Consider the following 15,535-nt stretch of genomic DNA (forward strand, 5'->3'; position numbering starts at 1 on the left):
GGCAATTCCGAAATCTATGAAGCTGGACATTATTTATTTTTTCCAAAAATAGGGATTCATTTTTTAAAAATAAAAAAACCTGCAAAATAGCAGGCTTTACTTGATCTGAAAAAGAGAATTAGTCTTTGATGAACTTTAATAATGTTTTTGTTTCTTTTTCCGTACTGATTTGAATGATATATATACCTCTATTCAAAGATTTTACATCAATTTTAGATTCTCCACCCATAGGTTTCTCTAATATTTTCCTTCCGGAATAATCAGAAATAATCACTTTTATAATTTTAGATTCAGAATCCAGATTCAATACATCTTTGACAGGATTTGGATAAAGTTTTATATTCCTGTTCTGACCAATATCCGAAGATGACAAAGTTGACTGTTTCTCAAAAGCACCAATATCAATAGTTGTTTCCTGTATTCTACTATTATTTCCGAGGTCATTATTACCATATTTTGAACTATCATAAAAAGAATTGTTTCCTTGATTAATTCCATTACTTGTAGATTTTAATGAAAAATCTCTCGCAACAAAATTGTTAAACAATGGGTCACTTGTATAATTATTTGAACCATTAAGCGTCACATTGTATTTTGGAAATATAATAGAATTATTAGCTGTCACAGTTGTTCCGGAACCATCTACCACATTCACCGAATTGCCACCCATCCAAAAGATAGAGTTCTGGATTGAATTGAGAATAGGAGCGACCGTTGTTAAAATTGTACCTCCATCGGGATTATAAACCGTGGAATTGATAATATTGAAAGTAGAACCATTATTGAACAATGGAACATAGGTCTCATCCGAATAGATCAAACTGTTGACCAAAGTCACCTCTGAATCTAGCGTTGCTGCAATCGCTGTTCCTTTGTAAGTTCCTACATATTGCGTATAATTTCCTATTCTATTATTAACAAATTTGCTTCTGTTTATGGTGACATTACTTCCATTAATAATATATATTGCAGCTCCAGCCCCGCCGGCAGAGCCTCCTTGTGATTCATTGTCAACCAGATTACCTTCGAAGAGACAATCTTTGATCTCAACATTCTGTGTCCCCAAATGGTTATAAACACCAATGGCACCTCCTGCAAATTTTGAGTAATTATTATAAAATTCACAATTTTCGACTCTTGCAACATTTGTTCCCACAGTATTTCCATCAATGGATAATGCCCCAATCTGAAACTGACTATTATTTCTGAAGACATTATCAGAGATCAACGGTGCATTGTCATTACCAGAGGGATAAATCAAAATAGCACTTCCTGAATATCTCGGAAAATAGCTATTCAGAAGGCTTCCATCACTGGCATTGCCATCCTGAAAAGTGAAACCATCAATATGTGTAGAGTTATCTATAGGACCATTATAAGCATCAATGATCATAATATGATAACTGTTATCCGTTGCAGAATTTGGATTACCAATATTTCCACTTAGGATCGTTTCATTAGCTTTAATATTTCTTTGATTCAGAGAAGTTTCTGTTCCTGTAAATCCACCGTAAATTTTCAGATTATTACGTGTAACATACAAGAAGTCATCTCTATTGGAAGTCAAGGATGGATAGTAGGTTCCTTTTGCCACCCAAATTTCTTTGATATCACTATTGGTGTTAGCTGCAGAAATCACCGGAACAAGACGCTTTACGGCATTCGTCCAAGAAATCCCTGTTCCACTGCCAGCATTCGCATTGAGATTGACATAAACCCGACCATTGGAATCCGGAACAATCTGAGCAGAAGTAAATGTGGTCGCGAATTCTTTCTTAATCCACAAACCTTTGCCTGTACCACAATTGGATCTCAACCAAAAGTAATAAGTCTCTCCCATAACCAGATCACTAAGCGACACCGAAGTTTGCCCCGCAGCAACAATTCCTGAAGGCGCCGTTTCATCTGTTGGTGCAACGGATGATCTTGTGTAATAATATTGATATCCTGCAGACGGAGCATCTGAGGGAGCAGTCCAACTTAATGCGGCAGTTGTAGTGGTTGTTGAAACCGTGATGTTAGTTGCTGGCTTGCAAGCGCTGTAAACATCGGCTGAAAATGCAAAAACATTAGGAATACCAGTCCCACCACTTTTTGTAATCGTAATGCTTTTTATAGATTTTGATTGATTGCCCGAACTTATAGGCAATGGAATCTGATAAATTCTTGGATTATTATAAATATCCGATTCCAGATTATTATTCGCAATATTAATTCTTCCAATTCCACCAATGGCATAATCACTCCAGTTATACCAATCACGAATAGCAACATTATTAAATATCTGTGTTGTGTTATCTGAAAAATTGACTACAACAGTCACGTAGCTATCTCCATTGCCACTTGTTGCCAACATAAAAAGTGTAACAGCAGGAACTGGTGTAGTAAAAACAAATGTGCCAGAGGTACTGCTACCAAGACGCAAAGCATTATTAGTATTATATGATTGCAATTGATAGGTCAAACCATTCGTTGAGCCAACAACAGAATTGATAAGTCCATTGGCTGGCAACCCAAAATTGTACAAGGTGCTCGTTGACGCCAGTTTATAATCTCTTGACACCAATGCAAAACCGACATTTGCGCCATCGCCATCCACATTATTATTTGTAGAGCTACTCGCAGGACCAATCCCGTTTGCAATAACATCCGCATTGAACCCACTTTGAATAGTAATGGTCTGATATTGCTGTGCATTGACTAATCCCGAAATAAACAAAAAACCGAATAAAGATAAAAGTACTTTCATAATTTCATTTTAATAGATTGATAATGACTGACAAACGATTCATCATTCACTCAATAAAATTATGAAGACAGGAAAGCTTAGAATAAAATTTGTTCTGAAACGCTAATTTTTTGTTCTGAAAGTAGATCAGAAATTCTTGGAAATCTTGAAAACCTTGTCATCAATGTAAAGTTTATCATTCACGATTTTGGAAATATGGAAAGGATTGATGGCAACACTTCTATTGATTCTTCTAAAATATTTTGCAGGAAAAACCTCTTCCAGATGGGACATCGTAGTTCTTAGAAGCTGATGTTTGCCCGATTTCAAAAACAATTCAACATAGATGTGGTCAGCTTCCGCATAAAGAAAATCCTTAGACTGGAAATAATAAGTCTGCTTCCCGATCTCTATCTTGAAAATGTTATCATGATTGGCCAATGCAAGGTTGATTGCCGTGATCAGATTCACACTTTCAACAGGTTTTGAGAGATAGGCACAAGGTTTCAGATTTGTCACTTTTTCCAGCGTATCAGGATCTGTCAAAGCCGTTGTGAAGATAAATGGAATCGAAATATTTTCATTGATGAAATGCGCCAGTTCCAAACCTGTTTTGCCTTCGGAGAGTGTAATATCAATCAGAACAAGATCAAAAACTTTATGAGAAAGCAATAGTTTCGCTTCTTCATAATCGTTGGCGATCTCAGACACGAAATTGGTTTCCAGCATTTTCTTGATGGAATAGGCAATCAAAACCTCATCTTCCACAATCAGTATTCTGTGTTTGTTCTCAATCATTGTGGAAAGTAATTTTGTAGTTCGAATTTTCCCGTGTGTAAGTTCCTCTCAATTGCTTGATCATTCCTTCGATAATGAAAATTCCAAGTGATTCCTTCTCCGGGTCAAGATTGAAAACACCTCCGTTATCAGAATAATTGATCTCAATGTTTTCATTAATTTGATATAAAGTCAAATGCAAAATCAGAATGTCTGAGTCCGCATGCTTGATGGAATTTGTAATAAGTTCATTGATAATTAATCCCAAAGGCAAAGCTTTATCAACTTTCAAAGAAATGTTTTTAACATCAATATTATAAATGAAATCTCTGCTTGAACTTTGATGCTGGGCTTCAAATATTTTGTTGATATAATCCTGAACTTCTATCAGTGCATTATCGTTATGATTCACATTATAAGAATATAGCTCGTGCGCCATCATAATGGTCTTGATGCGCTGGTGAAGGTCTTCCAAACGGTGTTTGTGGTCTGTATCGCCTGCTTGCCCTTTTTGAAGATCAATTAGGCTCAATATCACTGCGAGATTATTTTTGACCCGATGGTTGAGTTCCTGAACCAGGAATTGTTTTTCTTCCAAATTGATCTTCAAGGCTTTGTTGTTCTCGGTAATTTCTTGTTTTTGAGCTTCAATCCTTTTCTTATTTTTAAGGATCAGCCAAAGTAGAATTGCTAAGATTATGATAGAAATGAAGAGGGTGATATTTAGTTTTCTGGTATGATTAATATTCTTCTGAAGCTGTTTTTTCTCCGATTGTTCCTTTTCAAAATCATATTGGATCCCAAATTCTTTGACCTTCATTTCCCGCTGCTCATTATTGAATTTACTATAAAAATCTGTAGCGATCTTATAATAATACAAAGCAGAATCCGGTTTTTTCAACCGTTCCATGATCTCGCTTTTTTGCTGGAATAAGTCGCCTTTATAGTTCAGAACATTAGATTTGGAAGCATTGGAGATGGCAGAATCTGCGTAGATATTTGCAGTTTTGTAATCCTTTTGCGAAGTATAAAATACTGCAATATTATTATACATCGAGTTGATCGCCTCGTTGTGATGAAGCTTTTTGTAAAGAAAAAGCGCACGCTGAAAATGCTGCAATTGTTTCTCCGGATTATTTCTATTTCCCAGTCCGAGAATCAATTCCACATCGGGAAGATAGGTTTGATCATTGACCAGAATAGCGTACATTTTAGCTTCGTTGGCAATTTCAAATGCAACTTTCCTATGACCATTCACTCTATAAAAAGACGATTTTCGAATCAGAAAATTAGTATAATTCTTAGGTTTGAGTTCCGGATGTTTTGTCAATAAATTTTCAGCTTTATCAATTTCTCTTTTGCTGGATTTTTCATCATTATTAATTTCAAAAATCAATTCTCTTTCTATGTAGATTTTCAGTTGCTGTTCCGGCGTTAGTTTAGAATTGATAAGGTTTTGAGACAATTTGAAAGCTTCGTCATAGAGTCCTAGTTCAATAAGGGTTTTCACTTTCAGAACACCCAGACTCGTTTTCTCAGCAACATTATAGCGGTCTTTGTTTTTATTAATGATTTCCAAAGCAGACTTGTACTCTGAGTGTTTTATTTTATCATTAAGACTCTTTTCCAATGACGAAAAAGTATCTTGCCCGAAACAAAACACCTGCAGAAAAAACAGAAAAAGACTCAAATAATTTTTCACTACTTAACAAAGATAAAACAAAATACGATGTATTAATTCCCTTGAAAAATCATCCATTTTATTATAAAATCAAAGCTAAAAGGTTATGATAATTATAAAATAAAAATGTTCTGAAATTATCATTTTCTGTTCTAAAATAAAAGAGCCATTACAAATTGCAACGGCTCTTTTTAATATTATAATTTCAGAATCAATTTTTAATAAACTTAATGGTTTGCACACCATTTTCGGTAAAGATATTAATCAAATAGATTCCTTTTGCCAAGTTGTGAACATTCAATTTTCTTTCTCCATTTAGCATCTCAGAAACCTTCTTACCATCAATTGAAGTTATAACAACTTTATTGATTTTATCCTGACCACTGAAATTCAATACATCTTTCACTGGATTTGGGTAAATACCAATTTGAGATGTCTTCGATAGATCCGAAATATTCAATGTCTCATTATAAGCCTTAACCGCTAATGATAAAATTGACTCACAACCGCCAACCGTTTGGGTAGCATAATAAGTTGTATTATTCACAATTATAGTACTCAATGCTAGATTATCGGTATGATTAGCAGCATTAGCCGACGTTGCATACCATTTGATATTTTCTCCATTGGCAATTAGGACACTCAAAGTATCACCAGCACTGAAATTTTGTACAAGATTACCCGTAGGTGCTGATGGCGTTGTATTGACTATTATTGTTTTGGTCATAAAATGGAAACAACCATAAGGATCTGTATAATCATAGGTAATCGTTTGTGTACCTGCTGCCGGATCAAACTGACCACCGCTCACTCCTGTTCCGCTATAAGTTCCTCCAGCTGGAGATGCTTCTGCCAGAGTATATAATCCTCCACTGCTACATAGTATTGGAAAATTTGTAATCACAATTGGATTAGCAGGACATACTATCGTAATAGAATAAGCCTGAGAGCCAGAATATCCACTGGCATCACTTGCCGTTACCGAAAAATTAAAAGTTCCAGTAGCAGTCGGGGTTCCTGATATTGTTCCTGAAGAAGAAGATAGGATCAGCCCAGGCGGAAGAGCACCAGCTGTAACAGCAAAACTTGGCGTGCCTAAAGCTCCAGTCTGTGAAATTGTATTACTATATGATGACCCCGCAGCTCCACCTGCTAAGGCACCACTACCTGTCATTGTGAATGTAGGACAAGTATATGGTGTGTAAACAACATTATCGATTCCAATATAATCAGAATAATTACCAAGGGTACCAGCACCCGTAACAAAATACCTGAAGGATAAACGACCAGATGTAGGAGCAGGTAAACCTGAAATAGTAATAGTATATCGCGTCCAAACCTGTGGATAGACATTAATAACCAAAGTAGGATTGATGCTAAGTAAAAGTGTATTAAAGTCTCCTAAAGCTGTTGCACCAGATCCTACATTGGTACTTGCTCCATTTGTACTCATCCTTACTTCTAATCGGTCAGGATAATCCGTCTGTCCAACACCAATTGTTGGCTTTCTTGTATAAAAAGTAAAAACATCACCATTTTTTGATGTTCTGTTAGGCGTAATTAGCCAGTTAGAAATCGTTCCTGTACTTCCAGTACTATTGAAATTAGCTGCTACATAAGAATTAGCTGCTCCATTATAAGAATTAAACGGTCCTGGAGTTGGCGTTGCTGTTGTTGCAGTACCTTGAAACCAACCAAGAACTCCTACTGGCGAACTGTTATTCTGCATTGCCCAACCGCTCACGGCAAGTGTCGTAATGTTGTCAAAATTCTCAGTAAAGCTCTGTGCAGAAAGAAATTTCATACAGAGAACAATCAAGAGAATACTCATTTTTTGGTAAAATTTTCTCATATGTATTATTTTAAAGGTTGATCGGGAATATTGTTTAATATGTAAATCTATTATTATAATTAAAGCATCGGGAATATAAGGGGTGGACAAAGAACTTAAAATCAGACAATAAGCACCATTGTATTTCCTTTCATTATTCCGAATAGCCAGCTGAAAGAATTATGATTTTCTAATAGTAAATCTAGAACTACTATTTTATTTTGATAAAAGGATGTTCTGAAACCATCCTTTTTTGTTCCGAAATACAATTTCAAATCTCTCTAGTAATTCTGTTGCAAATCCTTACTTTTACAAAAAATTACAAGTTGGACTTATCCTTAAGAACAGTTACCGTCACCCGCTATATCCTTCCATTACGAGAAGGTGGTTCTCTGCCGGCATTAGCAGAAGCGGATGACGACTTCAAATATGTGCTGAAATTCCGAGGCGCTGGTCACGGTGTCAAAGCTTTGATTTCTGAATTAATCGGTGGGAAAATATCACAGGTCTTGGGATTCAGAATTCCGGAATTGGTTTTTGCCAATCTCTCCGTGGACTTTGGGCGTAGTGAAGCAGATGAGGAGATACAAGACCTTTTGAAAGCCAGCTGTGGACTGAATCTCGCTTTGCATTACCTTTCCGGCGCCATCACTTATGATCCCGGCGCAGTGAAAATCGATCCGAAATTATCATCCGAAATCGTTTGGCTGGATGCTTTTCTGACGAACATCGACCGTACTTTCCGAAATACCAATATGCTTATGTGGCACAAGGAATTGTGGCTGATTGATAATGGCGCATCACTTTATTTCCACCATTCCTGGGATAATTGGGAGAAGAATGCTGTGAGTCCGTTTGTGATGATTAAGGATCACGTGCTGCTGCCACAAGCTTCTGAACTGGACGCTGCAAATGAGAAATTCAAAACGATTTTGACGGACGAAGTTCTGAGAGAAATTGTTGAACTGATTCCCGAAGATTGGCTGCAATGGAACGATACTGATCTTACTCCACAAGAAATAAAAGAAGTCTATTTTCAATTTCTGACTTTGAGACGCAATAATTCTGATAACTTTTTAAATGAAGCCAAAAATGCAAGAGCAAAAGTTATATGAGTACGCGGTAATCCGCTTGGTTCCAAAGCCTGAACGTGAAGAATTCTTCAACGTTGGATTGATTTTGTTCTCGAAAAGAGAAAAATTTATCAAGGTGAAAATTCATCTTTGTGAGGAAAAATTCCGGGTGATTCATTCCAAAATTGAATATGAGGATGTGAAAAAACATCTGGAATCTTTTGTAAATATTGCCAACGGTGAAAAGTCGGCAGGTTCTATTGCTCAGCTCGAAGTTCCTGAAAGATTCCGATGGCTGACGGCTGTGAAAAGTTCTATTATTCAGACTTCGCGTCCGCATCCTGGTGCCAGTCAAGACTTAGAAAAGACTTTTGACAGGTTGTTTGAGGAATTGGTTTTGTGATAAGTGAGGATTTCTGTTTATTCAGTTTTATAGAAATTAATCGCAAAGTTTTTTAATAAAGTTTGAAGTTGCCAAAGAATCAATGAATTGATATTCGGAAAGTTAAACTAATTTAGCTTGTTAATCCTTTGGCAACTTTTTGAAAACTTAGTTCTTAAAATATCTTTGCGATAAAAATGTAATGTTAATTTTTTATTGCAAATTATATTCGTTTTTTAGAATTTCAAAAACGACATTCAGTTTTTCTGGTTCTCCGAAGTATGCTACATTGACTTCATCTACTTTTTCCGCACCAAGTTTTTGCATTGCCTTTTGTGAACGGATATTGTCTTTTCCAACGTGAAAATTAACTTTGTCAACGAATTGAAAAATATAATCAAGCATCAGTTTTTTAACTTGAGGATTCAGTTTTGAACCCCAAAACTTCGTTCCGTAGAAAGTATAACCAATGAAAATGGAATTATCATCCACATTGTAATCATAAAATCTTGTGCTTCCGGCGACTTCTCCTGTATTCTTTTCAATTATCTTGAAAGCACCGCGACTTTCCATTGCACCCTGGAAGAAATTTTCGAAAACTTCTCTTTTATAGCGGTCTTTATTTGGATGCTGTTCCCAAACCAAAGGATCCGAGGCAACGGCAAATAATTGCTCAAAATCGTTTTCCTGCAAAGGAACCAGTTTTACGTTTTCGTTTTCAAGAGTTGGCTGGATATTCATAGAGACTGATAGATAATAGATTGATAGATGATAGACTTAATTTTTATAATAAAGGTGCGGTTTTATTTTGTCAGGCGAGGCTCTCAAAAACCAATAAAATTATCCGTGATAAACTCTTGAGAAAACGATCTTACCATCTTTAATTTCCAAAACTTCTCCGATTTCCATTTCCTCTTCTCCATCCACTTTTCTGGTATACTCCATAAAGACTTGTTTATCGTCAGCTGTCAATTTGTTTACTTGATATCGTAAAGTTGGCAATCTTTCAAAGCAGTCTTTCCACCAATTTCTCAATGCGTCTTTGCCTTGGATTAGACCATTGGTTTCCGGTTCTCTGATTTTAAGTTTTGGACTGTAATGTTGGGCAGACTCATTATAAAGACTTAGCAGATCATCCAGATTTTGTTCATTAAATGCTTTGAACCAGAGATTGGCTATGTTTTTTAAATCATGTGGATTCATAGTTTTTTCTGTTTATAATTGTCAGGCTGAGTCTCTCGAAGCCATTAAAAAAGTATTGCTTTTTCCAGTTCCAAAAGTTTTTGTTTCCTCCAGATTCCGCCGCCGTAACCAGTGAGAGTCCCATTGGTTCCAATGACTCTGTGACAAGGGATTATGATTGAAATTTTGTTAAGTCCGTTAGCATTAGCCACCGCTCTCACCGCTTTCGGATTACCAAGAATATCGGCTTGCTGCTGGTAACTTCTGGTTGTGCCGTAAGGAATCGTTCGCAGGACTTCCCAGACATTTTTCTGAAACTCGGTCCCAACAGGCGAAAGCGGAACGGTAAAATCCAGTCTTTTGCCTTCAAAATATTCTGTAAGTTCATGTTCTAAAGTTTTGAAATGTGGATTCTCTCCCTGAATAATATTTGCACTGAAATATCTCGAAATTTCGTCCAACTCTCTGGAAAGTGATTTTCTGTCAGAATATTCTAAAAGACAAATTCCGTTTTCGTTGGCGCAGGCGATCATAGTTCCAAGCGGTGTTTCTATTCTTTTGAGGTCAACAATCTTTTCCAGTTTTGAATTCTTTGGTGATGTTCCGATGATCGATTTAAAACTGTCATTGAAACCACTCAGACTTTCGTAACCATTATCCAAAGCGACATCCAGAATATTTTCACCTTGCTGAAGTTTCTTAAAAGCTGAATTAATTTTGAACATTCTTTGAAACGCGTGAAATGTCATTCCGTGGTGTTTCAAAAACCAACGTTTTACTGTTATTGGTTGTAATCCACGTTCTATCAAATCAGTATCCTTGAATTTAAGTTCCGGATTCTCTGATAATTCAGTCATCAGATTTTGAATTTCCAAAGGTGTTTCATCAGGATTTTCCAATGGTTTACAAACTTTGCAGGGACGATAACCTTTCAGAATAGCGTCTTTTGTATTCTCAAAAAACTCCACATTTTCTGGTTTTGGTTTTCTGGCAGTACAAGTCGGGCGACAGAAGATTCCCGTAGTTTTCACGCCCATCCAAAACACACCTTCAAATTCCGGATCTTTTTGGAAAGAAGCCTGATACATCTGTTCGAAACTTGGTTTCATAAAATGATAATTAATGATACAAATGTAATCGTTTGAAAAATTGATAACAACCGAAAAATGAACAGGCAATTTTTATTCCGGTAGCGATTTCCATTTTCTGATAAATGCAGTGTAAAAATATAAAAACACGAGTGAACAGATCAGAATAAGATAACTTAAAGATACACCGAAGTCCTCAAAAACCCCTTTACAGCTTTCATAGTCTCCGGACATCTGACTTTTCATTCTGCAATCGAAAGTCTGATATTCATTAATAATTCCTAAAATCAGTAGTACAAAAAGCGGAAAAGTAATGATCGTAATTATCATAAAAATCGACGAGAATAACTTTGAAAAACGATTGATTGTGATAAATGGAACCAGTAAAATAAAAATTCCGACAGTCAAAATAGTATATAATATGAAGAAATTACTAATATTAAAAATAAAACCCACAGCCACACAAAATAAAGTCACAACCAAAATCAACATGCCCGACGAAACGATACTGAACAAAAGCGAACGCAGATTTGTCACTCTGAAACTGAACACAAAAGCCGCCAGAGCAAACGCAATCCAAATGAAAATATGAACCGTTTCTGTAAAAAAATCATTGCTTTTTACCATATCGATATTTTCCAGAACAAGCTTCAGATCATATGAATAAAAGTAATAATCCGTCATGTTTTTTTCGAAGTAATCTGCTGGAGAAACCTCCTTATCCACATTTGGATTGAAATCTTTAACATTCACCGTATCTTTTCTTACCTCACCATTTTCATTGAGATAATTATCTTCAGAAGCTGCTGTTTCTACAATTTCTGTTTGATCATTGTAATATCCGTCAGCAGCTTTATTAGGATCATACTTTTTGCCGTGTTCCGGACGGTATTTTTTGATAAAATTCTTAACTTCAAATTTATCCGGATGGTTGACAATTGCAGTCCAGCCTTTCACATTCAGATTATTTCTGATTCCGAATTCATTAGAAATATCCAGAAAATTCTGTAATAACTTTTCTAATTCTTTAGTTTTTTTGCCATCCAGAATCTCAGCCGTTTTTTGATTGATAGATATCTGCTGTTTTTTATAATCAGCTTCATCCAAAGTTGTTACAATATCTCCGGATCTGTAAGAATCCAAATAAGGATTACTCTTAATATTATAAAAAACTTCCGAATAATTATAATAACTCGGTGCTGTCGATTGTATATAAGCCGAAAGATCTTCAACATTTTTCTTAAAATAATATGTTCTGGACTTGCCGTCAATACTATTTTCAAAATAGGCCAAAGCCGTTTTGTGCTTTCTTTCTTCTTCCGGATAGATGAATTCCCCTTCCTTATTGTGTTCTTTTACTACTTTTTTATAAATATTGAAATATTGATAAACACTGTCGTGATAGACAAAATATTTTTCATTTTTATCAATTTTATTAATATCAGTTTCACAATAATAATCTGAAAAAGGCTTTGGATAGTGTCGGTTTTCCAAGGTATATAATTCCAGCTCCTGCGATAAAAAAGGACTCGCAAGATTGATAAGACCGATATTCTTCTCCATCTTTTCATCATCATATTTATAATTAATGAAAAGCTTGAAACCCGACATATAAGAGAAATAAAATGTCGTGGAAACAAAAATGATGATGAAATACTGCAGGAATTCAAAGAACAATTTTCTGCCGGAACTCGGATAAAAACTTTTAAAAGCATTATTTTTCAGCATAAAAACCAGCCATCCGACGATCATCAGAAGAGAAATAATAACGTGAACATATACCAGTCCCGATAATAAATAATCATCAACGGCCCTTGTGTGCTGCAAAGTTCCTGGGTTTGCGTGTGAAACAAAGCCTATAAAAAAGAAAATGATATGAATTGCCAATCCCAAAAGAAGCATCCAGACGATTCTTGTATTCCAGATGTTGGGATATCTTTCCAATAAATATTGATTGATATGATTGATTTTTTTCATGGTTCAGAAGTTTGTTTACCCAACAAAGAAACGGCGGGTAGAAGTTGAAATATTACGAATGTAAGTCACCGTGATTTTAGCATTTCCCAAGGCAGATAAGACATCAGAAAACTTGGTTTCCGGACTGAAATAAGCTACGAAAATCCCACCATTGAAATTCAGTTTTTTAATATTGAATGGTTGGAAAACATGTAGTAATTCTTCCCTTGGACTTTCCGTATCGATCTCAACAATAAGATCGGGGAGTTCGGTTTCAGATTTTTGATCGTTGTCCTGATATTTTCCGTTTTTCAGAAAAATCACTTTATCCGAAATTTTTTCAACTTCATACAATTGCTGAGAACTGAGAATCAGCGCAATCGGATTATTGACAGAATTTGAAATCGCTTTCAGATCTTCCAAAATTACCTGCTGCGCCAGAACATCCAGATTTGCCAGAGGCTCGTCCAGCAAAAGAATCTCGGGTTGTCTGAGAAGTGTTCTTGCAAGTTCGAACCGCATTTTGTAGCCGGAAGACAACTCATTCCATTTCAGATGTTTGTAATTCCAAAGTCCAAGACGTGCGATCATCATCAGCGTTCTGGTTTCATTTTCTTCGGAATTGATGCCATAGCTGGAAAGGACAAATTTGAGGTTATCTTTCAGACTTCCGTACCATCTTTCTGTTCTTTGCGGGATGTAAACTAGTTTTGTACGAAGATCGTATTCGTCTTTTGGGTTTTCATCAAACTGATATTTCAGTTGTCCCTTATTATGAGATATTTCTTTTGCCAAAATTCTCAGCAATGTTGTTTTCCCATTTCCATTCTCGCCAACCAAACCATAAACCTGACCTTTTTTGATTTCCAGAGAAACCGGACCAAGTGAAAAACGATTGCTGCCGTACGATTTATGTATGTTATCTGCCTGTAAGACCGAAACGTCTGTCGGATACTCTTTTACATTGATTTTCTCGATTTCTGCCAGAAAAAGTTTTGATTTTTCTATTAATCCTTCCGAGTTTTCCGGATTATTTTCTTTCCAGTCTGTTAGTTCGACTGCTGTTTTGTAGAGCTCCATATTTTGAGTATCCATCGCACAATCCAGAAGCTTACGGAAACCAAGGAAGATATCCCTATTATCAAAAAAGCGAAAGACTTCTTCCACTCTTTGCTGATGTTTTGTCATAGTTATTTAGTTTTATCCCTTAAAGATAACAAAATAACATCACGGTTTATTATTTATGATTTGTATAAAATAATTTTATATCTACTCAATTTTACTTATTTCCAAAATATTTTCTGCCTGTCTGATGTGTCTCAAATTATGATAAATTACAAACCTGAAAGTATCGCCTAATTTCAACCTGATGAGTTTCGAAATACTGATACTGGTTTTCGTTTTTTCTAAATTAACCACTTTTGATTTTTCTAAAAGTTCAAGTGTATCATTTTGCTGTCTGATGAATTCTTCGATTACAGACTTGTTCAGTTGCTGATGAATTGGATTCGTTGTTTTTAGTGTTTTCATTTTGTTCAGCTTTGCTTTCGGGAGCATCATATTCGCAAAATAATTTCCTAAAATTCCACTTTTAAAATCTGATTTACTTTCCCGGAATTTACTCTTTTCAATTCGGTTTTCTATTTCCGGAAGATAAAATTTACCATAGATATTGAGATGTTCCAGACATTCCAAAACGCTCCAGCTTTCTTCGGATTTTCTGAAATTAAGATTTTTATGATTTTGATTGAGTAATGATTCTCCAAACCGAAGATTATTTCCCGTGATCGTTCGCAGTTCTTGAAGTAATTGATTTGTCTGGATTTTCATCGCTAAATTTTTTACAAAAATCTGAAATCTGACTGTAAAAAAGGTTGACTGAACTCAAGATTTTTTGAGTCTCGAAAGTGTTTCGGGGCTCATACGGAGATAATTGGCAATATATTTATTCGGAATTTCCTGGAATAACTGCGGACTTCGCTTCAAAACCCTTTCGTACCGGATTTTCGGAGAGTTGTACAGAAGATCCTTCTCTCGTTCAATCTGTTGTAAAACCAAATCTTCTAAAATTGAATTCCAGAGTTTCAGATTCTCGATGCTGGAATTGATAAATTTATAAAAATCTTGTTTGGAAGCTGCTTTTACAATAGAAGATTTGATAGCCTGAATATAAAATTCTGAAGGTTGATCAGACAAAAAAGAATCTATAGAAACAATAATATTTCCTTTGTATCCGAAGCGGATGATGCGTTCTTCGCTGTCATCATCAATAAAAATCCGTACGCTGCCTTCTTCGATAAAATAAACGTTTGTATCTGTACTTCCTGAGAATTTCAGAAATTGATTTCGTCTCAGTTTTTTCGTTTCCCAATAGAGTTCTTTTTGGAGTAATTCCAATATCATAAATATTCTGGAAATTTAATTTGACTAGAAGGTTATTTCTTTTATTAAAGATTATTTCACACTTTTCACTCTGATCATGCCTTTGTTTTCGTGGAACATCATACACATGATTTTACCATCTCTTTCCGGGCAATTTTTTGTATCATCGTACACTACAGAAACTTTTTCACCGTCTTTTTTCGCTTCTAAAATCTCAGAATTACAAACCAGGTAATCTTCGTTTTCTGCAACTCGAACATAAGTTCCCGTGCAATCTCTCACAATGGTTCCTGTTTGTAATCTGTCGTGAACGGATTTGCAGGATAAAAATGATAATGAGAAAATGGTTAGAAGTAAAATGTTTGTTGTTTTAATCATTTTTAGTTTATTTTGGAATTTGTGAATCTTTGATTTCATAATTTTTATTTAAAATCAAAAATACAAATTTTAAAATT

The 15,535-nt window shown here is 35.4% G+C and carries 14 protein-coding genes; 2 read left to right on the forward strand and 12 right to left on the reverse strand.

Annotated features, from left to right (window positions below):
- Nucleotides 1-118 precede the first annotated feature (118 nt).
- The 4 genes from ACFJGY_RS13645 to ACFJGY_RS13660 all read right to left on the reverse strand — a co-directional run bounded on the left by ACFJGY_RS13645 (nt 119) and on the right by ACFJGY_RS13660 (nt 7,038).
- Nucleotides 119-2,749 (reverse strand): T9SS type A sorting domain-containing protein, encoded by a 2,631-nt coding sequence (locus ACFJGY_RS13645; RefSeq protein WP_379964825.1) that lies wholly within the window; start codon nt 2,747-2,749, stop codon nt 119-121.
- A 126-nt stretch (nt 2,750-2,875) separates the two neighbouring features.
- On the reverse strand, nt 2,876-3,526 hold the full coding sequence (locus ACFJGY_RS13650; RefSeq protein WP_379964827.1) for a response regulator transcription factor: 651 nt from the start codon (nt 3,524-3,526) through the stop codon (nt 2,876-2,878).
- Entirely contained in the window at nt 3,519-5,135 is a 1,617-nt protein-coding gene (locus ACFJGY_RS13655) for a sensor histidine kinase (protein WP_379964829.1), read from the reverse strand. Before ACFJGY_RS13655 ends, ACFJGY_RS13650 begins: the two co-directional genes overlap by 8 nt.
- Before the next feature lie 262 nt (nt 5,136-5,397).
- Complete coding sequence (locus ACFJGY_RS13660; protein WP_379964831.1) at nt 5,398-7,038, reverse strand: choice-of-anchor J domain-containing protein; 1,641 nt, start codon at nt 7,036-7,038, stop codon at nt 5,398-5,400.
- Nucleotides 7,039-7,343: 305 nt separating this feature from the next.
- Here ACFJGY_RS13660 and ACFJGY_RS13665 point away from each other — a divergent pair, with 305 nt between their 5' ends.
- Together ACFJGY_RS13665 and ACFJGY_RS13670 are read left to right on the forward strand one after the other, a co-directional pair.
- Nucleotides 7,344-8,132 (forward strand): HipA family kinase, encoded by a 789-nt coding sequence (locus ACFJGY_RS13665; RefSeq protein ID WP_379964833.1) that lies wholly within the window; start codon nt 7,344-7,346, stop codon nt 8,130-8,132.
- Nucleotides 8,110-8,493, forward strand: a complete 384-nt coding sequence (locus ACFJGY_RS13670) for a DUF3037 domain-containing protein (RefSeq protein ID WP_379964835.1) — start codon at nt 8,110-8,112, stop codon at nt 8,491-8,493. Before ACFJGY_RS13665 ends, ACFJGY_RS13670 begins: the two co-directional genes overlap by 23 nt.
- 192 nt (nt 8,494-8,685) lie before the next feature.
- Here ACFJGY_RS13670 and ACFJGY_RS13675 read toward each other — a convergent pair whose 3' ends face one another.
- The 8 genes from ACFJGY_RS13675 to ACFJGY_RS13710 form a co-directional block, all read right to left on the reverse strand.
- Nucleotides 8,686-9,213 (reverse strand): GNAT family N-acetyltransferase, encoded by a 528-nt coding sequence (locus tag ACFJGY_RS13675; RefSeq protein WP_379964837.1) that lies wholly within the window; start codon nt 9,211-9,213, stop codon nt 8,686-8,688.
- Nucleotides 9,214-9,312: 99 nt separating this feature from the next.
- A complete protein-coding gene (locus ACFJGY_RS13680; protein ID WP_379964839.1) occupies nt 9,313-9,675 on the reverse strand; it encodes a nuclear transport factor 2 family protein in 363 nt (120 codons plus the stop codon).
- A gap of 44 nt (nt 9,676-9,719) precedes the next feature.
- Nucleotides 9,720-10,763 carry a bifunctional transcriptional activator/DNA repair enzyme AdaA gene (locus ACFJGY_RS13685; RefSeq protein WP_379964841.1) on the reverse strand — a complete coding sequence of 348 codons (1,044 nt, stop codon included), beginning with the start codon at nt 10,761-10,763 and terminating at the stop codon, nt 9,720-9,722.
- A 72-nt stretch (nt 10,764-10,835) separates the two neighbouring features.
- Nucleotides 10,836-12,719 carry a hypothetical protein gene (locus tag ACFJGY_RS13690; RefSeq protein ID WP_379964843.1) on the reverse strand — a complete coding sequence of 628 codons (1,884 nt, stop codon included), beginning with the start codon at nt 12,717-12,719 and terminating at the stop codon, nt 10,836-10,838.
- A 15-nt stretch (nt 12,720-12,734) separates the two neighbouring features.
- The gene (locus ACFJGY_RS13695; RefSeq protein ID WP_379964845.1) at nt 12,735-13,886 is read right to left on the reverse strand and encodes an ATP-binding cassette domain-containing protein; all 1,152 of its coding nucleotides are present in this window, start codon (nt 13,884-13,886) and stop codon (nt 12,735-12,737) included.
- Between the two features lie 81 nt (nt 13,887-13,967).
- Nucleotides 13,968-14,528: a DinB family protein gene (locus tag ACFJGY_RS13700; protein ID WP_379964847.1), complete on the reverse strand. Its 561-nt coding sequence runs from the start codon at nt 14,526-14,528 to the stop codon at nt 13,968-13,970.
- 54 nt (nt 14,529-14,582) lie between these two features.
- Nucleotides 14,583-15,101 carry a Crp/Fnr family transcriptional regulator gene (locus ACFJGY_RS13705; protein WP_379964849.1) on the reverse strand — a complete coding sequence of 173 codons (519 nt, stop codon included), beginning with the start codon at nt 15,099-15,101 and terminating at the stop codon, nt 14,583-14,585.
- Nucleotides 15,102-15,152: 51 nt separating this feature from the next.
- Entirely contained in the window at nt 15,153-15,458 is a 306-nt protein-coding gene (locus ACFJGY_RS13710) for a hypothetical protein (protein ID WP_379964851.1), read from the reverse strand.
- Nucleotides 15,459-15,535: the final 77 nt, after the last annotated feature.

The sequence above is a fragment of the Epilithonimonas sp. UC225_85 genome, from assembly GCF_042695135.1.
Taxonomy (GTDB): Bacteria; Bacteroidota; Bacteroidia; order Flavobacteriales; family Weeksellaceae; genus Epilithonimonas.